This is a genomic window from Streptomyces aureocirculatus, from assembly GCF_000720475.1.
In the GTDB taxonomy this organism is placed as follows: domain Bacteria; phylum Actinomycetota; class Actinomycetes; order Streptomycetales; family Streptomycetaceae; genus Streptomyces; species Streptomyces aureocirculatus.
Window position 1 is genome coordinate 220,467 of record NZ_JOAP01000005.1, and the last position, 17,971, is coordinate 238,437.

Sequence of the window (17,971 nt, forward strand, 5' to 3'; positions counted from 1 at the left end):
CCCACCCCTCGGGGCGTTCCCGCGGGCCAGGACGGTCCCTACTCTGGCGTCGGCCGTGATCGGCCGTGCACGATGCGTACGGGGTGCGCGGGGGCTCGCGGCGGCCGGAACCGGCGCTCGGAGTGCCCAACCGGGTGAAACCGTTTGGCGAACATGCGTAGGGTGCAGAAAACCCTTCGGGGTGATGACGCGGGCAGCACGATGGGTGCACGTGCGTACGCGCGTACGCCACAGTGGACCGGAGAGGAAGAAGGGAGCCGGGGCCATGGACGAGCGCAAGGAAACCCTCCGGGTGGGCTCGGCCGTGCGGCGGCGGCGCCGCCAGCTTGAGCTCACCCTTGCGGTGGTCGCCGCGCGCAGCGGTCTCTCGGTGCCCTTTCTCAGCCAGGTGGAGAACGAGCGGGCACGGCCGAGCACACGCTCCCTGGAGCGGGTCGCCGACGCCCTGAACACGACCGCCGTGGAGCTGCTCGCCGCCGCCGACCCGGCCTGCACGGTGGACCTGGTGCGCGCCGGCGACGAGGTGAGCCTGGCCGGCGGCACCTGCGAGACGCACGTCCGTGACCTGGTGCGCGGCCACCACCAACTGCACGCGTTCGAGTACGTCGGCGACCACGACGAGGGCCGCGAGTTCCAGCACCGCAACGACGAGCTGATGTACGTCATCGCCGGTGCCGTCGAGGTCGAGGCCGAGGGGCGCGCCTACCGCCTCGGGGGCGGCGACACGCTGTTCCTGACGGGCGGGGTGCGGCACCGCTGGCGGGCCACGGCGGCCGACGCGCGCGTCCTCGTCGTCGCCGTCGGCGACCACATCGAGGCCGTCGACGACGGGCGGCACTGAGGGCCCGTGCGAGTGTCCGACATCCGGGTGGTCTCGCTGGTGCCGTCACTGACGGAAGCCGTGGCCACGACTCTGCCGGGCGCCCTGGTCGGCGCGACCGACTGGTGCACGCACCCGGCGGACCTCGACGTCGTACGCGTCGGCGGCACCAAGAACCCCGACGTACCGGCGATCGTGGCCCTGCGCCCCGATCTGGTGATCGCCAACGAGGAGGAGAACCGTCCGCCGGACCTCGACGCGCTGCGGGCGGCAGGCGTCGAGGTGCTCGTCACGGAGGTGCGCGGCCTCGGCCAGGCCTTCGACGAGCTGGCCAGGGTGCTCGCCGTGTGCGGCGCGGGGCGGCCCCGGTGGCTTGACGTGGCCGAGTCACGGTGGCTTGACGTGGCCGAGTCCCGTCGGCTCACCGCGCGGGAGCCCGTGGCCGGGCTGCGGGCGGCGGTGCCGATCTGGCGCAGGCCCTGGATGGTGCTCGGCCGGGACACGTTCGCCGGTGATGTGCTGGCCCGCCTGGGGGTCGACAACGCGTACGCGGCACACACCGAGCGCTATCCGCGCGTCCCTCTCGACGAGCTGCGCTCCGCAGGGCTCGACCTGGTGGTCCTGCCCGACGAGCCGTACCGCTTCACCCACGCGGACGGCCCCGAGGCCTTCCCCGCCACGCTCCCCGTCGCGCTGGTCAGCGGGCGCCATCTGACCTGGTACGGGCCGTCGCTCGCCGAAGCCCCCGACGTGCTGGGCGCGGCACTGCGGGCGGCTCGCCGCTGACCTCCGCGCCGTCAGCGCGGCGGCGCGAGCAAACGGCCGTCGGCGACCCCGCGCACGGTTCTGACGAGCGCCACCAGCCAGGCCGCCACCAGCAGGACGTACAGCGCCACGGCCAGCCAGTCGTACGCCGCGAGGCCGGTGTGCGCACCGAGGCCCTCGGCGCCCGTCACGCACGTACCGACGGGGAAGGTGAACGCCCACCAGGTCATCGCGAAACCCATGCCGCGCCGCCGGGCCCGCAGCACCAGGGCGGCGGCGAGCGCGAGCCACAGCAGCGCGAAACCCGTCACCGGCACACCGAACAGCACGGCGAAGACGGCGAAGCCCTCGTCGTACGGGGCCGGGAGCACACCCGGCGCGACGTCCGCGAACTTGCCCGCGGCCGTGGTCGACTGCCCGAGGGGGCCGAGGACCAGGAAGAGCGTGGGGGTGAGAGCCGGCGGCAGTGGGCCGCCGTGCACCAGACGCCCGAAGATCAGCGGCAGCATCAGCAGGGTGGCGAGCAGGCTCAGGCCGAACATGGCGAAGCACCCGAGGAGCAGGGCCTCCTGTGCCTGGCCCGCGGGCAGGTGCGGGACGAGCAGCGGTCCGAGGGCCGCCGACACCATGGGCGCCACGACCGGAAGCAGCCACACCGGCGACGCGGAGCCCGGCCGCACGCGGTGCCGCACCACCATCAGATACGGCACGGCGACGGCCGCGGCGAGTCCGACGGCCGTCCCGACGGTGAACAGGACCGCGTCGACGGCGACGGCCGCGGTGGTGCCGAGCCAGTCCGCGCCCACGAGTACCGTGCCGCCGCCGACGGCGAGGAGCGCCATCGACAGGCAGCCGTAGAACGGTGCCAGGGCCGGGTCGGCCAGGTGGGCGCGCGCCTGGTCACGGTGGTGCGTGAGATGGACGGCGCGGGCGGTGAGCAGTGCGGCAAGCATCAGGAACGAGAGCGCCCACACCGCGGTCGCGCCCGTGCGCACCCCGGGCACGTCCACCGGCAGGGCGGCGCCCGCGTTGGCGACGATGGCGGTGCCCATGACGGTGGCGTACCAGTTCGGGCCGAGGTGGCGCAGGGCGGCGAAGCGGGGCCCTGTGGCCGGGCGGGCCGGGGCGGCGGTGGGGACGGCGGTGACCATGCCTCCACGGTGCGGGCGGGCGGCCCGGCCCACCAGGGACCTCTCTTCTATGAGGGCATAACCTGAGCTTATGAGTTCTTCTGGTGCCTCTGCCTCGGGTGGGTCCGCTGGGTCCGGTGGGGCGGGTGGCCACGGCGGCTCCGGTACGTCGTCGGGGGCGCCCCTCGCGCACCGGGTGCCGGATCTGGCCGCCCTGGAGCTGCTGCTTGCCGTGGCGCGGCTCGGCAGCCTCGGCCGGGCCGCGCGTGAGCTCGGCATCTCCCAGCCCGCCGCCAGCGGCCGGGTCCGCTCCATGGAGCGACAGTTGGGCGTCGCCCTGGTGGACCGCTCGCCCCGCGGGTCGCGGCTCACGGAGGCGGGCGCGCTCGTCACGGACTGGGCCCGGCGCATCGTGGAGGCGGCCGAGGCCTTCGACGTGGGGGCGCAGGCACTGCGGGACCGACGGGACTCGCGGCTGCGGGTCGCCGCCAGCATGACCATCGCCGAGTATCTGCTGCCCAACTGGCTCATAGCCCTGCGGGCGCGGCGGCCCGACACCGCGGTGTCCCTGCTCGCGGGCAACTCGGCGGCGGTCACCGGGCGGCTGCTCACGGGGGAGGCCGACGTCGGGTTCGTGGAGGGGGTCGGGCTGCCCGCGGGCCTCGACGGGGTGGTCGTCGCGCAGGACCAACTGGTCGTCGTGGTGGCGCCGGGACACGCCTGGGCGCGGCGGCGGGCGCCGGTCGGAGCTGCTGAGCTGGCTGCCGCGCCGCTGATCCTGCGCGAGGAGGGGTCCGGTACGCGTCAGGTCCTCGAGGCGGCCCTCGGCGAACTCGCCCGGCCGCTGCTCGAACTGTCCTCGACCACCGCGGTGAAGTCCGCCGCTGTGAGCGGGGCCGGGCCCGCGGTGCTCAGTGAGCTGGCCGTGGGGGAGGAGCTGGCCGCTCGGCGGCTCGTGAGCGTTCCCGTGGACGGGGCGCGGCTCCGGCGCGAGTTGCGGGCCGTGTGGCCGGTGGGGCATGTGCCGACGGGGCCCGCACGGGAACTACTGAGTCTCACTCGTGCGGCGCCCTAGCCCCTTTTCCGCCGCCCGCACCAACGCCCCCATCACCCGCGTGTCCCGCCCCGCCTCCGGGTGCCACTGGACGCCGAGGGCCCAGGCGGGGGAGGGGAGTTCCACGGCCTCGATCGTGCCGTCCTCGGCGTGGGCCGAGGCGTGCAGGCCGCTGCCGAGGCGGTCGACGGACTGGTGGTGGTACGTGGGGACGTCCGCCGTGGGGTCGGGGACGATCTCGGCGTAGCGCGTGCCGGGGACCGGGCGTACCGGGTGGGTGGTGAAGACGCCGGGGGCCGCCACATGGCCGTCCAGGTGCTGCACGAGCGTGCCGCCGAGGGCGACGTTCAGGAGCTGCATGCCCCGGCAGATGCCGAGCAGCGGGGTGCCGGAGTCGAGGGCCGCCCGGATCAGGGCGAGTTCCCAGGCGTCCCGTTCGGGCGCGGGCGGCCCGGTGAGGTCCTCGCGCACCGCTCCGTAGTGGGACGGCTCCACGTCGGGGCCGCCCGCGACGACCACGCCGTCGAGGCGGGCGACGACGTCGGCCGCGTACGCCGGGTCGTCCGGCGGCAGCATCGACGCGAGGCCGCCCGCGGCCTGGACCAGACGCGGATAACCGGCTGGCAGGAGCGCCGCGGGAAGTTCCCACACGCCCCAGCTCGCCTTCGCCTCCCAGTAGGTGCTGATGCCGATGAGGGGTTTGTTCACCTTGTTCTCCATGGAGCCGTGCTGTGCTGTGCTGTACGGTGCCTGGCTGTTCCGTGCCGTGCGGTGCTGTTCCGCGCCATGCTCGGGCTGGTCCGCGCTCAGTCGCGTTCCAGCTCCGCCTCCGCCGCCGCGAGGGCCGCGAACTCCTCCTCCGGGGCCCGCGCCACCAGATGCCTGCGGCTGTAGAGGCCGAAGTACGCGAGGGCGACCCCGTACACGCCGAGCGCGATGAACGCCGCCGTCACGTCGACGAGGAACGTCGCGACCAGCGCCGCGCACGCGAGGACAAGGGCGACCGAGGACGTCAGGACGCCGCCCGGAGTGCGGTACGGGCGCGGCAGGTGCGGCTCGCGGCGGCGCAGGACGATGTGCGAGAGCGACATCAGCGCGTACGAGATGGTGGCGCCGAACACCGCCACGTTCAGCATCCGCGCCCCGTCGCCGGTCGCCGCAGCCAGGGCGAAGCCGATCCCGCCGGGGACGAGGAGGCCCAGGTAGGGGGCCTTGCGGCTGCTCGTGAGGGAGAGGAAGCGGGGGAGGTAGCCCGCGCGGGACAGGGCGAAGAGCTGGCGGGAGCCCGCGTAGATCAGGGAGAAGAACGACGCCACCAGGCCCGCGAGGCCCGCGTAGTTGATGACGCGGCTCAGGGCCGTCGCCTCGCCGTCCGTCTTGAGCGCGTCCACGAGCGGATTGCCGGTGTCCTGGATGGCCGCGGAGCCGCGCGCCCCCGCCGAGGCGAAGAAGGTGAGCAGGGCGAGCGCGACGAGGATGCACAGGGACCAGCGGATGGCGCGCGGCAGCGTGCGCGCGGGATCCTTGGTCTCCTCGGCCGCGAGCGGCACGCCCTCCACGCCGAGGAAGAACCACATGCCGAACGGGAACGCCGCCCAGATGCCGAGCAGACCGAGCGGCAGCCAGGAGTTGGCGCCGAACGCGTCGTGGTCGACGGCGATGTCGTTCAGGCCGGAGGCGTCGAAGTCCATGAACGCGCCCACGGCGAAGACGAGCAGCGCCGCCACCGCGATCCCCGTGACGACGAAGCTGAAGCGCAGCGCCTCGCCCACGCCCCACAGATGGATGCCGATGAAGATCACGAAGCAGGCCAGGTACACCGGCCAGCCGGACTCCAGGCCGAACAGGTCGAGCGACTCGACGTAGTCGCCGATGAAGATGGCGATCGCGGCGGGCGCCAGGATGTACTCGATGAGGATCGCCGTACCGGTGAGGAAACCGCCCCAGGGGCCGAGCGCACGCCGCGCGAAGCCGTAGCCTCCGCCCGCCGTCGGCAGGACGGACGACAGCTCGGCGAGCGAGAAGACCATGCAGGCGTACATCACGCCCATGAGCGCCATCGCGATGCCGAGGCCGCCGAAGCCGCCCTCCTTCAGACCGGAGTTCCACCCCGAGAAGTCGCCGGAGACGACATAGGCGACGCCGAGGCCGGTGAGGAGCACCCAGCCGGCGTTGCCGCGGCGCAGCGCGCGCCGTTCCAGATAGTCGTCGCCCGGATCATCGGCGGCGCGGGCCTTCGACGGCTCGGTGGACTCCAGGCTCATGGCACGGCTCCCTGCGTCGGCGTATGACGGGACTTCAATGGAGTGAGGCCATACCTTTGCGGTGGCGGGGGTGAGAAAGCAAGACCTGTGCGTTACACCGCGGTTGATCGCGGCGGTGACGGTCCTGGGAAGTCTCACGCCATGGCCCCCGGGCGCCCCCGCGCCGGCACTCCCGGGGACACGCCTCTGTCGGCCGGGGCTTGCTCACGTCAGAAAACCCCGCAGCAGCGCCGCCGTCCCCCCGCAGTGCTCGCGCATCATCTCCCGCGCGCCGTCCGCGTCGCCGTCGAGGACCGCCTCCACCAAGGCGGTGTGCTGGCGCTGGGAGTGCTCCAGGTTGCGCACCAGGAGCGGGATGCAGTCCAGGAGGTCGTTGACGGTGGCGCGGACCGCCGCGTACTGCGCGGTCAGCGAGGGGGAGCCGCACAGCTCGGCCAGCGTGAGGTGCAGCAGGGTGTCAAGGCGGCGGTACTCGGCGAGCGGCGCGTCGTGGGTGCGCGCGAGCGCGGCACGAAGGCGCTCGGCCTGCTCGTCGTCGAGCCCGTGCGCGGCGCACAGGCCCGCCGCCCCCACCTCAAGGACCTCGCGGAAGCGCAGCGCGTCCTCCACGTCCACGTCCGCGATGCGCCGGCGCAGCTCGTCCTCCCCGGCGGCCGTCGGGCGCGGGCGCACGAACGTACCGCCGTAGCGCCCCCGGCGTGACTCCACGAGCCCCTGGTCCTGGAGCACCTTCAGGACCTCGCGCAGCGTGACCCGGCTGATCCCGAGCCGGTCGGCGAGCTCCCGCTCGGCCGGAAGGCGTTCGCCGCCCGGCACCAGGCCGAGCCGGACCACCTGGAGGATCTGCTCCAGGGCCTCCTCGAAGCCGTTGCCGGCCCGGACCGGACGCAGGACCTGCGTCAACCGGTCGTCGGCCGAGGCGTGCGCGGTGTTGACCTCCGCGTGCGACATCTGCCCGTACCCCCTTCCCAAGCAATGGTTCTCCGCAATACCTTATGGCCACTCGGCTGACCCAAGGAGGCTTTTCCCGTGGCAGACCGCACACCCCCGCTCGGCATCGAGGAGCTGCGTGCTCTGGTGGCGAGCGGCGAGATCGACACTGTCGTCCTGGCCTTCCCCGACATGCAGGGGCGGCTCCAGGGCAAGCGGTTCGCCGCCCGGTTCTTCCTGGACGAGGTCCTGGAGCACGGCACGGAGGGCTGCAACTACCTCCTCGCCGTCGACACCGAGATGAACACGGTCGACGGTTACGCGATGTCCTCCTGGGACCGCGGCTACGGCGACTTCGCCATGCGGTGCGACCTCGCGACGCTGCGCCGCGTCCCCTGGAACGAGGGCACGGCCCTGCTGATGGCCGACCTCGCCTGGGAGGACGGCGGGCCCGTCGTGGCCGCCCCGCGCCAGATACTGCGCCGCCAGTTGGACCGGCTCGCCGAGCTCGGCTACACCGCCCACGTCGGCACGGAGCTGGAGTTCATCGTCTTCAAGGACACCTACGAACAGGCCTGGGACGCGGGCTACCAAGGACTCACCCCCGCCAACCAGTACAACATCGACTACTCCGTCCTCGGCACCGGACGCATCGAGCCGCTGCTCCGCCGCATCCGCAACGAGATGGCGGCCGCGGGACTGACCGTCGAGTCCGCCAAGGGCGAGTGCAACCCGGGCCAGCACGAGATCGTGTTCCGCTACGACGAGGCCCTCGTCACCTGCGACCAGCACTCCATCTACAAGACGGGCGCCAAGGAGATCGCCGCGCAGGAAGGCGTCTCGCTCACCTTCATGGCGAAGTACAACGAGCGCGAGGGCAACTCCTGTCACATCCACCTCTCGCTCCAGGACGCCGACGGCACCAACGCCATGGCAGGTGAAGGACCGGGCGGCATGTCCCCGCTGATGCGGCACTTCCTCGCCGGACAGTTGGCCGCGCTGCGCGACTTCTCGCTCCTGTACGCGCCCAACATCAACTCCTACAAGCGCTTCCAGCCCGGCACCTTCGCGCCCACGGCCGCCGCCTGGGGCCACGACAACCGCACCTGCGCGCTGCGCGTGGTCGGCCACGGCCGCTCGATGCGCTTCGAGAACAGGCTGCCCGGCGGCGACGTCAACCCCTACCTGGCCGTCGCCGGACTGATCGCCGCGGGCCTGCACGGCGTGGAGCAGCAGCTCGAACTGCCCGACGCCTGCACGGGCAACGCCTACACCGCCGACTACGAGCACGTACCGACGACGCTGCGCGAGGCCGCCGAGCTCTGGGAGAACAGCCCCGTCGCCAAGGCCGCGTTCGGCGACGAGGTCGTCGCGCACTACCGCAACATGGCGCGGGTCGAGCTGGAGGCCTTCGACTCCGCGGTGACCGACTGGGAGCTCCGCCGCTCCTTCGAACGCATGTGAGGCACGTCCGCTCCCTCGACCGTATGTGAGGCACGTCCGCTCCCTCGACCGTATGTGAGGCACTTCCTTGCTCGAATCACTTCAGGTACTGAACCCGGCGACGGAGGACGTCGTCGCCACCGTCCCCGCGGCCACCGCACGGGACGTCGACGCGGCCGTCACGCACGCCTCCCGGGCGCAGGCGGCCTGGGCCGCCGCTGCCCCCGCCGACCGGGCCCGGCTGCTCCGCCGCTTCGCCGCCGTCATCGACGACCACATCGAGGAGCTCGCCCGGATCGAGGTGCGCGAGGCCGGGCACGTCATCGGCAACGCGCGCTGGGAGGCGGGCAACGCCCGTGACCTGTTCGACTACGCGGCGGGCGGCGTCGAGCGGCTCAACGGCCGCCAGATCCCGGTGCCCGGCGGCCTGAACGTCACGATGCTCGAACCCCTCGGCGTCGTCGGCGTCATCGCGCCCTGGAACTTCCCGATGCCCATCGCCGCCTGGGGCACCGCCCCGGCGCTCGCGGCGGGCAACGCGGTGCTCCTCAAGCCCGCCGAGACCACCCCGCTGACCGCCCTGCGCCTGGCCGAACTCGCCCTGGAGGCAGGCCTGCCCGAGGGCCTCTTCCAGGTCCTGCCCGGCGAGGGTGCCGTCGCCGGGGACGCGCTCGTGGAGCACCCGGGCGTCGCCAAGATCGTGTTCACCGGCTCGACCCGCGTCGGCAAGCGGATCATGGCCAAGTGCGCGGACCGCGTGAAGCGTCTGACCCTCGAACTCGGCGGCAAGAGCCCGAACATCGTCTTCGCGGACGCCGACGTGGAGGCCGCCGCCCTCGCCGCACCCGGATCGTTCCTCGACAACTCCGGCCAGGACTGCTGCGCCCGCACCCGCATCCTGGTGCAGCGCTCCGTGTACGACCGGTTCCTGGAGCACCTCGCGCCCGCGGTCGAGTCGTACGTCGTCGGTGACCCCGCCGACGAGAAGACCCAGATGGGCCCCCTGATCTCCCGGGCCCAACTGGAGCGGGTGCGGTCCTATGTGCCGTCCGGCGCGGGGATCCACGGCAGCGCGCCCGACGGGCCCGGCTTCTGGTTCCCGCCCACCGTGCTCACGGACGCGGCGCCGACGTCACCGGTCGCCGTCGAGGAGGTCTTCGGGCCCGTCGCCGTCGTGCTGCCCTTCGACGACGAGGCGGAGGCCGTCCGCCTCGCCAACGCCACCGAGTACGGCCTGTCCGGATCGATCTGGACCCGGGACGTGGGCAGGGCGCTGCGCGTGTCCCAGGCGGTACGGGCGGGGAACCTGTCCGTCAACTCCCACTCCAGCGTGCGCTACTGGACGCCTTTCGGCGGCTACGAACAGTCCGGGCTCGGGCGTGAGCTGGGCCCGGACGCCCTTACCGCCTTCACCGAGACCAAGAACGTCTTCATCAGCACGGAGGGTTCGTCACTGTGACCGAAGAGATCATCTGCCGCCGCCTCGTCGGCCGCACCGCCGTCATCACCGGTGCCGGCAGCGGCATCGGCCTGGCCACCGCACGCCGCCTCGCCGCCGAGGGCGCCCACGTGGTGTGCGGCGACATCGACGAGACCGCGGGCAAGAGGGCCGCCGAGGAGGTCGGCGGGACGTTCGTGAAGGTCGACGTCACCGACGCCGAGCAGGTCGAGGCGCTGTTCAGGACGGCGTACGACACCTACGGCTCCGTCGACGTCGCCTTCAACAACGCCGGCATCTCACCGCCCGACGATGACTCCATCCTGGACACGGGGCTCGATGCCTGGAAGCGCGTCCAGGAGGTCAACCTCACCTCCGTCTACCTCTGCTGCAAGGCCGCGATCCCCTACATGCGGCGCCAGGGCAAGGGCTCCATCATCAACACGGCCTCGTTCGTGGCCCGGATGGGCGCCGCGACCTCGCAGATCTCGTACACCGCCTCCAAGGGCGGCGTGCTCGCCATGTCGCGCGAACTCGGGGTGCAGTTCGCGCGCGAGGGCATCCGCGTGAACGCGCTGTGCCCGGGCCCTGTCAACACCCCCCTCCTCCAGGAGCTGTTCGCCAAGGACCCCGAGCGCGCCGCGCGCCGCCTCGTGCACATCCCCGCGGGCCGCTTCGCCGAGGCCGACGAGCTGGCCGCCGCGGTCGCGTTCCTCGCCAGCGACGACTCCTCGTTCGTGAACGCCACCGACTTCCTGGTCGACGGCGGCATCTCCGGGGCGTACGTGACGCCCCTGTAGCCCACCGGGAGCGCCTGCGTGGACAGGCACCAGCAGGACCGGGTGTACGGGACTTCAAGTACCTCGTAAGACTGCTGTAGCGTCCACGCACATGCGCAACAGAAACGTTTTGGCGCTGACGCTGGCCTCGGCCGCCACCCTGGTGGCCGGGCCCGTCACGCTCCCCGCGGCCGCCGCCACGGCCGCGCCCGCGCCGCACACCGGCGCCCACTGCCCCCAGCTCTCGAAGAAGCTCTCCTGGTACGGCGACAACCGCGCCCGCCTCCAGAAGGTCATCGACGAGCGCGGCACCTGCTCGAACCCGCACCTCGGACACGGCAAGAAGCGCCCGGTCGCCGCCTTCGACTGGGACAACACCATCACCAAGAACGACGTCACCGACGCCACCATCAGTTGGGCGCTGCGGCACGACAAGATCCTGCGCCCGAAGAGCTGGAAGTCATCGAGCAAGTGGATGACGGACGCGGGCCACCGCGCCCTCACCAAGGCCTGCGGCACCACGGTGCCCGTCGGCAGGCCGCTGCCCACGTCCACGGACGACGCGTGCGCGGACGAGATCCTGCAGATCCGCGAGGACGGCACCACGATGAGCGGCGCCGCCGCCTTCGCCGGTACCTGGAACCACCGCCGCACGGTCCCCCAGTACGCCTGGGTGCCGCAGTTGTTCGCCGGGCACACCGTCAAGGAAGTGGAGTCGTACGCGAAGAAGGCCCGCAAGGAGGCCCTCGCCGCGCCCATCGGCACCACCCGCACCATCGGCAGCCACACCGTGCCCGGCTACGCCCGCTACTACGACCAGCAGCGCGATCTGATCCGCACCCTGAAGAAGGCCGGATTCGACGTCTACATCGTCTCCGCGGGCTCCGAGCCCGTCGCCGAGGTGTGGGCGCGCGGCGTCGGCATCGACCGGAAGCACACCGTCGCCATCCGGTCCGTCCTGGACCGCGAGGGCCGCATCACCACCCGGAACCAGGGCTGCGGCGGCATCGGGGCCAACAAGGGCGAGACCATCCCGTACATCGACGGGAAGCGCTGCTTCATCAACCAGGAGATCTACCGGATCAAGGGCAAGAAGGCCTGGGACAAGCAGAGCTGGGGCAAGCGGATAGCGGTCGGCGGCGGTGACGCCGACACCGACGTCACGTTCGTCGGCGACGCGACGGGCGCCCACCTCGTGCTCAACCGCAACAAGAGCGAGTTCATGTGCCGGGCGTACGACAACGCCGACGGCCGCTGGGTCGTGAACCCCATGTTCATCGAGCCGCTGCCACAGAAGTCCGGTACGTATCCCTGCTCGACCGGCGCGTACAACGAGCCCGACGGACGCAAGGGCCCCGTCCTGCGCGCGAACGGCTCGGTGGTCCCCGACCAGCGGGACACCGTGCACTGACCGCACGGCCGGGCGCGCGGTCCCGGCCCCCGGCCCGGCCCCGCGGGAGGCCTTAGAGTGCCGGGATGAGCATGCCGCCTCCTCCCGGCTGGTACCCGGACCCGTCCCGCCCCGCCGTCGAGCGCTGGTGGGACGGGTCCGCGTGGACCGAGCACCGGCGCAGCCCCGAGGCCACGGTCCACCTGGCGCAGCCGCGGCCCGGGTTCGCCGCCACCGCGGCCGCGCCGCTGCCCGCGCGGACGGGCGGGGGCCGCGCCAAGGCCATCGCCCTGTGCTCCGCCGGGGCCGTGCTCATCGCGTCCATCGTCACCGGCTTCCTGGTCCTCCAGGACGACGACGGCGACCCGACGGCCGGGCCCGCGCCCTCGGAGCCGCACGAGCCGGACCCCGCGACGTCGACGGCGTCCCCGGTGCCCTCCGGATCCTCCGGGTCCGCCGCCTCCCCGTCCTCGACGGAGGACCCCGACACCCTCGTCGACCAGCTCAACGGCATCACGCTGCCGGTACCGAAGGGCTGGGAGAAGGCCGAGGACACCGTCGGCAACGAACTCGCCCTGCAGACCCCGGGCACCTACGACTGCCCGGGCGACCCCGGCCGCTGCCGCCAGGGAAAAATCACGTCGTCCACCGTGACCGGCAGCGACGAGCGTTCGCCGCAAAAGCTCGCCGAGGCCGACATCGTCGACGCCGCGGACGCCGCGTACGAGGAGGACTCGCTCAACCGCAAGCCGTTCGGCGGCATCACCCGGCACCGGCAGGTCAAGGCCGGCACCGTGGCGGTCGGCGGCCGCAGCGGCTACTTCGTACGCTGGCGGGTGCACACCGCGGAGGGCGCGGGCGGCTACGTCCAGTCCCTCGCCTTCCCGTCGAGCACCGGTTCCGAGGCGATGGTGATGGTCCGCTTCACCGTCGACGCGGGCCGGGGCGCCCCGCCTCTGTCCGACATCGACGAGGTCGTGGACGGGATCAGGCCGGTCGGGGGCGGCGGAACCGGCGGGGGAGTGGGCAGCAGCGTCGAACCCGGGCGGTGAGACCGGGCTCCTGGTTCCCCGGCGCCCTCAGAGGAACGTGTGGCCCTCACCCCGGTAGGTCGGCACGGAGTCCTGTACGACATCGCCCCGCACCAGGTGCAGCGTCTCGAACCGCTCGCACAGCTCACCGGCCTTGGCGTGCCGGAACCACACCTTGTCGCCGATGCGCAGGTCGTCCGCGGGCGCCCCGAGCAGCGGGGTCTGCACCTCGCCCGCGCCCTCCTGGGCGTCGTACCGCAGCCCGTCCGGCAGATACGGCACCGGGGACCGGTCGGCACCCGCGACGCCCGACGCGGGGTAGCCGCCGCCGAGCACGGTGACCACGCCGGGACCCGGCCTGCGGACGACCGGCTGGGCGAAGAGCGCGGCCGGACGCCCGCTGAACGAGGTGTAGTTGTCGAACAGGCGCGGCACGAACAGGCCCGACCCGGCGGCGATCTCTGTCACCGCCTCCTCCGCCGCGGTGTGCTGGACGCTGCCCGTCCCGCCGCCGTTCACGAACTCCAGGCCGGGCGCGGCGGCACGGACCGCCGCCACGGCGGCGGCGCGGCGGGCCGCCAGCTCCCTGCGGGCGGCGGCCTGCATCGTCCGCACCGCCCGTGACCTGCCAGGGCGCCCCTCAACGGCGTCCCCGACCCCGGCCACATGGCCTTCGTACGCCATCACGCCCACGAGGCGGAACCCCGGCCGCCGGGCGATGGCCCGGGCCAGGGCGCCGAGCTGGGCGGGCTCGTGCAGCGGTGAGCGCCGCGCCCCGATCCTGACCCGGCCCCCGAGCAACCGCAGCGAGGTGTCCAACTCCAGGCAGACCCGCACCTCTTCGCGGCCGCCCGCCCGGGCGTCGTCGATCAGCCGTAGCTGCGCCGGGTCGTCGACCAGCACGGTGACGGCGGCGGCCAGCTCGGGGTCGGCGGCCAGTTCGGCGAAGCCGGCGCGGTCGGCCGACGGATAGGCGAGCAGGATGTCCCCGAAGCCGGAGCGGGCCAGCCAGAGGGACTCGGCGAGCGTGAACGACATGATCCCCGCGAAGCCGTCCCGCGCGAGCACCCGCTCCAGAAGTGCCCGGCAGCGCACGGACTTGCTCGCCACCCGGATCGGCTTGCCTCCGGCCCGGCGCACGAGATCGTCCGCGTTGGCGTCGAACGCGGCCAGATCGACGATCGCGAGCGGTGCGTCGAGATGCGCTGTGGCCCGGTCGTAGCGGGCCCGGTCTGCGGCTCGGCCTCTCATGACGGCAGCCTGCCAGACCCGGCTACCCGGGGGTAGGGGGATGATCCGGGCAGATCACCACGGCCTTCGGACTGGGTTCCCTCGGCCCTCGTGCCAGCCCGTAGAGTGACGCGCACGTAGGGAGCGCGCGACGCGAAGGAACGGGGGGTGCATGAGCACGGAGGCGCGACGGCCCCCCGTCCCCCCACGCCCCGGCACCCCTCCACGGGTGCCGAACCCCTCCCCGGACAGCACCGGGACACCGCCTCCGCCGGCCGCGACTGCCGCGACTGCCGGTTTCGCGCCCCGCCCGGACACGGCCGGTGACTTCGCGCCTGGACCGGACGCGGCCGGTGACTTCGCGCCTGGACCGGACGCGGGCGACGCTTCCGTACCTGGACCGGCCGCGGGCAATCCCGTACCGGGACCGGACGCGGGCGCAGCTTTCGTACCTGGACCGGACGCGGGCGAGGCTTTCGTACCGGGGACGGATGTCGCTGACGGCTTCGTCCTGGCGCCCCCCGCGACCCCGGCCGCGCCACCGCCCTCGCCCACCACCGCGCGCTTCCCCGACGCCCGGCCGCCGACCCCCGCCGAGGGGGTACGAGGGTTCGCCGAGGGTGCGGCGGCGCTGGGCGATACGTCTCTGCGGGCGGGGGCGGACGGCGGGGGTGCTTCGGGTGCCTCCGGCGGTGCGGCTGCCTTCGGCGGTGGGGGTGCTTCCGGCGGTGCGGCAGCCTTCGGCGGTGCGGGGGTGTCGGGTGCTTCGGGTGTCTCCGGTGGCCAAAGTGCGTCGGGCAGTGCGGGTGCGCCGGGCAGTAGGGGTGCTTCCGGTGGTGCGGGTGCGCTGGAGGTCACGGGTGCCTCCGGCGGTGCGGGTGCGGGTGCGGGTGCCGTGGGCGGGGCAGGGGCGGGGCGCGCGGTGGATCGGGCCGTCCCCGGTCGTCGCGTCGGCCCGGCCGACGCGATAGGCGCGCCCGAACCGGCCGGAGCGGCCGACCCCGGCCGCCGCCCGGACGGCTCCGGTGACTTCCTCGCCCCCGACGGCCCCGCCGAGCGGTCCTCCCTCGTGGAGGAACTGCTGGCGCCGTTCGACCGGGTGCGGCCGCCGCGGCCGGTGAGCAGGGGCGCCGCCCCGGCAGGGCCGGCGGACGCCCCGCCGCCCGCATCGGCGCGGCTTCCCGACTCCCCGCCGCCCCCGCCCGCTTCCGCACGCCTGCCGGACGCACCACCGCTCGGTGCGCCGAAGGCCCGCCCCCGCACGCCGACTTCGCGGCGTACCGCACCGGAAGCCCCGGTGGTGCCGCCGCCCCGGCCGGGCGTACCGCCCCGCCCGGCGCGCGCGCCCAAGTCGGCTGACGCAGCGACTGCGGCGCCCGCACGGGCGTCCGGCACGGCGCCGAGGTCACGCGCGGCCGCCGCGCCGAGGACACCGGAGCCGACGGCCCAAGCAGCCACCACCCAGGAGCCCGCACGCGGGTTCGCGCACCGAACTGCCCCCGCCCAGGAGCCCGCAGGCGGATCCGCGAGCCGGGCCGCCGCCACCCAGGAGCCCGCACGCGGGTTCGCGAGCCGTACCGCCACCACCCAGGAGCCCGCTCGCGGGTTCGCGCGCCGCGCCGCCGCCGCGCGGCGGGCCGTCGGTGCGGTCGATCTGACGCCGGGGTCCGGCACAGGCCGCCCCTTCGTGTTTCTCGCGCGGCCGGCGCTGTACGACGACACCACCACCCGGCTGCGCCCCGTCGGCGACTGGGCGCGGACCCGCGTGGCCGCCGCCGGGGCCTGTGTCGTCCTCGGGCTCGGCCTCATCGGCGGCGCGGCGACCGGGAGTTGGCTGACCGGCGAGTCGGACGCGGCGGGCGGCTCGCGGAGCGCGTACGTGGCGGCGGGCGAACTCTGGCACAGCGTGCCCGTCGACAAGCTGTTCCCGCCGTCGATCAAGGGCGAGGGCGCGGGCCCCGGCGGCGCCGACCGCACCTGGAACCGCCTCGCCGTCGCCCCCGACAGCGGCTGCGGGCACGCCTTCGACCCGCTCCTGCGCAAGGCCCTCGCCCCCGCAGGCTGCCTGCGCCTGCTGCGCGCCACGTACGCGGACGCGACCAGCAGTCACGTCACCACCGTGGGCCTGCTGTTCACCAAGGCCGACGCCGAGGCGATGAACGCCCTGCGCAGCAGGTTCACCGAGGAGGGCCTCGACACCCGCCCGGACCTGATGCCCCGCCCGTACGCGGCCGCAGGCACCCCGGCCGCGGGCTTCGGCGACTCCCAGCGCGCCACCTGGACCCTGTCCGTCCTGCCCGACGCCCCCGTCGTCGCGTACGCGGTCTCCGGCTTCGCCGACGGCCGCACCGTCACCGAACCCGAGCCCGCGGCCGAGGCCATGAGGGCGGGCGCCACCTCCGCCCCCGCCCAGGCCGGACTCGGCAACGACGCGAAGGGCATCGCCGACCGCGTCGAGCGGAGCCTGCGCAAAACCGTCACCGCGGCCACGGAGAAGCCCACATGAGGATCCGCAGAGCCGCCGCGGTCACCGTCACCGCCCTCGCCACCTCGCTCGCGCTGCCGCCCGCCACCCCCGTCGCGTACGCCGACGACGGCATCCGCGCCCAGCAGTGGGCCCTCGACGCCCTCGGCACCGACCAGGCCTGGCGCACCACCAAGGGCGCGGGCGTCACCGTCGCCGTGCTCGACACCGGCGTCGACGCCTCCCACCCCGACCTGGCGGGCAACGTCCTCGAAGGCAAGGACATGGTCGGCTTCGGCGCCCGCAGGGGCGCCAAGTCCTGGGCCCGGCACGGCACCGCGATGGCCGGGATCGTCGCCGGGCACGGCCACGGCGAGAACCGCGGGGACGGCGTGCTCGGCATCGCGCCCGAAGCCCGCGTCCTGCCGGTGCGGGTGATCCTCGAAGACGGCGACCCGGCCCGCAAGAAGGCCCGTTCCACCCGCGGCAACGCCCTCGCCGAAGGCATCCGCTGGGCCGCCGACCACGGCGCCGACGTCATCAACCTCTCCCTCGGCGACGACTCCAAGTCCGCCCACCCGGAACCGGCGGAGGACGCCGCCGTGCAGTACGCCCTGAAGAAGGGCGCCGTCGTCGTCGCCTCCGCGGGCAACGGCGGGGAGCGCGGCGACCACATCTCGTACCCGGCCGCGTACCCCGGCGTCATCGCCGCCACGGCCGTCGACAGCGACGGCGTCCGCGCGCCCTTCTCCACCCGCCGCTGGTACGCCACCGTCAGCGCCCCCGGCGACGACGTGGTGATCGCCGACCCCAACCGCAGGTACTACGAGGGCTGGGGCACCAGCGCCGCCTCCGCCATGGTGTCCGGCGCCGTCGCCCTCGTCCGCGCGGCGCACCCCGGGCTCGACCCCGCGCAGATCAAACGGCTCCTCCAGGACACCGCGCGGGACGCCCCCGCGGGCGGCCGCGACGACTCCCGGGGCTTCGGCCTCATCGACCCGGTCGCCGCCCTCGCGCGCGCGGGCGAGATCGAGCAGCGGTCGTCGCTGCGCACCACCGCGCACGCGAAGAAGTACTTCGGGCCAGGACCCGACGACCCCGACGACGACGGCGGACCCGCCGCCTGGGCAGGCCCCGTGGCAGGAGCGCTCGGCGTCGGCCTGCTCGTGGCGGGCGTCGCGCTGTGGCGGGGGCGGCGGGGGGCGCTCGGACACCGGCGCTAGGGTCGGTGCC

General features: G+C 73.9%; 15 protein-coding genes. 10 read left to right on the forward strand and 5 right to left on the reverse strand.

Annotated elements, in window-relative coordinates; genetic code table 11:
• Positions 1-265 precede the first annotated feature (265 nt).
• Both IG78_RS0106235 and IG78_RS0106240 read left to right on the forward strand, forming a co-directional pair.
• Positions 266-841, forward strand: a complete 576-nt coding sequence (locus tag IG78_RS0106235) for a helix-turn-helix domain-containing protein (protein WP_030560308.1) — start codon at positions 266-268, stop codon at positions 839-841.
• A gap of 12 nt (positions 842-853) precedes the next feature.
• Positions 854-1,606 (forward strand): helical backbone metal receptor, encoded by a 753-nt coding sequence (locus IG78_RS0106240; RefSeq protein ID WP_225881958.1) that lies wholly within the window; start codon positions 854-856, stop codon positions 1,604-1,606.
• An 11-nt stretch (positions 1,607-1,617) separates the two neighbouring features.
• Here IG78_RS0106240 and IG78_RS0106245 read toward each other — a convergent pair whose 3' ends face one another.
• On the reverse strand, positions 1,618-2,736 hold the full coding sequence (locus IG78_RS0106245) for a TDT family transporter (RefSeq protein ID WP_030560311.1): 1,119 nt from the start codon (positions 2,734-2,736) through the stop codon (positions 1,618-1,620).
• Between the two features lie 70 nt (positions 2,737-2,806).
• Between IG78_RS0106245 and IG78_RS0106250 the strand changes: the two genes are divergently transcribed.
• Positions 2,807-3,790 carry a LysR family transcriptional regulator gene (locus IG78_RS0106250; RefSeq protein WP_078964759.1) on the forward strand — a complete coding sequence of 328 codons (984 nt, stop codon included), beginning with the start codon at positions 2,807-2,809 and terminating at the stop codon, positions 3,788-3,790.
• On the opposite strand, the gene IG78_RS0106255 is transcribed toward IG78_RS0106250, so the two are convergent.
• The 3 genes from IG78_RS0106255 to IG78_RS0106265 form a co-directional block, all read right to left on the reverse strand.
• Positions 3,761-4,489, reverse strand: coding sequence for a gamma-glutamyl-gamma-aminobutyrate hydrolase family protein (locus IG78_RS0106255; RefSeq protein WP_030560314.1), 729 nt, complete (start codon positions 4,487-4,489; stop codon positions 3,761-3,763). The two genes, IG78_RS0106250 and IG78_RS0106255, sit on opposite strands and share 30 nt — an antisense overlap.
• An 86-nt stretch (positions 4,490-4,575) precedes the next feature.
• Positions 4,576-6,033: an ethanolamine permease gene (gene eat, locus IG78_RS0106260; protein WP_030560315.1), complete on the reverse strand. Its 1,458-nt coding sequence runs from the start codon at positions 6,031-6,033 to the stop codon at positions 4,576-4,578.
• Between the two features lie 204 nt (positions 6,034-6,237).
• Positions 6,238-6,984 carry a FadR/GntR family transcriptional regulator gene (locus tag IG78_RS0106265; RefSeq protein ID WP_030560317.1) on the reverse strand — a complete coding sequence of 249 codons (747 nt, stop codon included), beginning with the start codon at positions 6,982-6,984 and terminating at the stop codon, positions 6,238-6,240.
• A 78-nt stretch (positions 6,985-7,062) separates the two neighbouring features.
• Here IG78_RS0106265 and IG78_RS0106270 point away from each other — a divergent pair, with 78 nt between their 5' ends.
• The 5 genes from IG78_RS0106270 to IG78_RS0106290 all read left to right on the forward strand — a co-directional run bounded on the left by IG78_RS0106270 (position 7,063) and on the right by IG78_RS0106290 (position 13,065).
• Positions 7,063-8,427, forward strand: coding sequence for a glutamine synthetase family protein (locus IG78_RS0106270; protein ID WP_030560318.1), 1,365 nt, complete (start codon positions 7,063-7,065; stop codon positions 8,425-8,427).
• 67 nt (positions 8,428-8,494) lie between these two features.
• A complete protein-coding gene (locus tag IG78_RS0106275) occupies positions 8,495-9,865 on the forward strand; it encodes an aldehyde dehydrogenase family protein (protein ID WP_030560319.1) in 1,371 nt (456 codons plus the stop codon).
• Positions 9,862-10,644: a 3-oxoacyl-ACP reductase gene (locus IG78_RS0106280; RefSeq protein ID WP_030560321.1), complete on the forward strand. Its 783-nt coding sequence runs from the start codon at positions 9,862-9,864 to the stop codon at positions 10,642-10,644. The genes IG78_RS0106275 and IG78_RS0106280 overlap by 4 nt, the downstream gene beginning before the upstream one ends.
• A gap of 91 nt (positions 10,645-10,735) precedes the next feature.
• Positions 10,736-12,034 (forward strand): HAD family hydrolase, encoded by a 1,299-nt coding sequence (locus IG78_RS0106285; RefSeq protein ID WP_030560322.1) that lies wholly within the window; start codon positions 10,736-10,738, stop codon positions 12,032-12,034.
• 65 nt (positions 12,035-12,099) lie between these two features.
• Complete coding sequence (locus IG78_RS0106290) at positions 12,100-13,065, forward strand: DUF2510 domain-containing protein (RefSeq protein ID WP_030560323.1); 966 nt, start codon at positions 12,100-12,102, stop codon at positions 13,063-13,065.
• Between the two features lie 27 nt (positions 13,066-13,092).
• On the opposite strand, the gene IG78_RS0106295 is transcribed toward IG78_RS0106290, so the two are convergent.
• Positions 13,093-14,295, reverse strand: coding sequence for an amino acid deaminase/aldolase (locus IG78_RS0106295; RefSeq protein ID WP_030560325.1), 1,203 nt, complete (start codon positions 14,293-14,295; stop codon positions 13,093-13,095).
• A gap of 208 nt (positions 14,296-14,503) precedes the next feature.
• Here IG78_RS0106295 and IG78_RS51115 point away from each other — a divergent pair, with 208 nt between their 5' ends.
• A complete protein-coding gene (locus IG78_RS51115) occupies positions 14,504-16,780 on the forward strand; it encodes a hypothetical protein (RefSeq protein WP_225881949.1) in 2,277 nt (758 codons plus the stop codon).
• The gene (gene mycP, locus IG78_RS0106305) at positions 16,777-17,961 is read left to right on the forward strand and encodes a type VII secretion-associated serine protease mycosin (RefSeq protein ID WP_030560328.1); all 1,185 of its coding nucleotides are present in this window, start codon (positions 16,777-16,779) and stop codon (positions 17,959-17,961) included. The genes IG78_RS51115 and mycP overlap by 4 nt, the downstream gene beginning before the upstream one ends.
• Positions 17,962-17,971: the final 10 nt, after the last annotated feature.

Bases quoted from the DNA above. Each gene is read 5' to 3' on its own strand.
- IG78_RS0106235 (WP_030560308.1), top strand. From the start codon at position 266: ATGGACGAGCGCAAGGAAACCCTCCGGGTGGGCTCGGCCGTGCGGCGG.
- IG78_RS0106245 (WP_030560311.1), bottom strand. From the start codon at position 2,736: ATGGTCACCGCCGTCCCCACCGCCGCCCCGGCCCGCCCGGCCACAGGG.
- IG78_RS0106250 (WP_078964759.1), top strand. From the start codon at position 2,807: ATGAGTTCTTCTGGTGCCTCTGCCTCGGGTGGGTCCGCTGGGTCCGGT.
- IG78_RS0106255 (WP_030560314.1), bottom strand. From the start codon at position 4,489: ATGGAGAACAAGGTGAACAAACCCCTCATCGGCATCAGCACCTACTGG.
- eat (WP_030560315.1), bottom strand. From the start codon at position 6,033: ATGAGCCTGGAGTCCACCGAGCCGTCGAAGGCCCGCGCCGCCGATGAT.
- IG78_RS0106265 (WP_030560317.1), bottom strand. From the start codon at position 6,984: ATGTCGCACGCGGAGGTCAACACCGCGCACGCCTCGGCCGACGACCGG.
- IG78_RS0106285 (WP_030560322.1), top strand. From the start codon at position 10,736: ATGCGCAACAGAAACGTTTTGGCGCTGACGCTGGCCTCGGCCGCCACC.
- IG78_RS0106290 (WP_030560323.1), top strand. From the start codon at position 12,100: ATGAGCATGCCGCCTCCTCCCGGCTGGTACCCGGACCCGTCCCGCCCC.
- IG78_RS0106295 (WP_030560325.1), bottom strand. From the start codon at position 14,295: ATGAGAGGCCGAGCCGCAGACCGGGCCCGCTACGACCGGGCCACAGCG.
- mycP (WP_030560328.1), top strand. From the start codon at position 16,777: ATGAGGATCCGCAGAGCCGCCGCGGTCACCGTCACCGCCCTCGCCACC.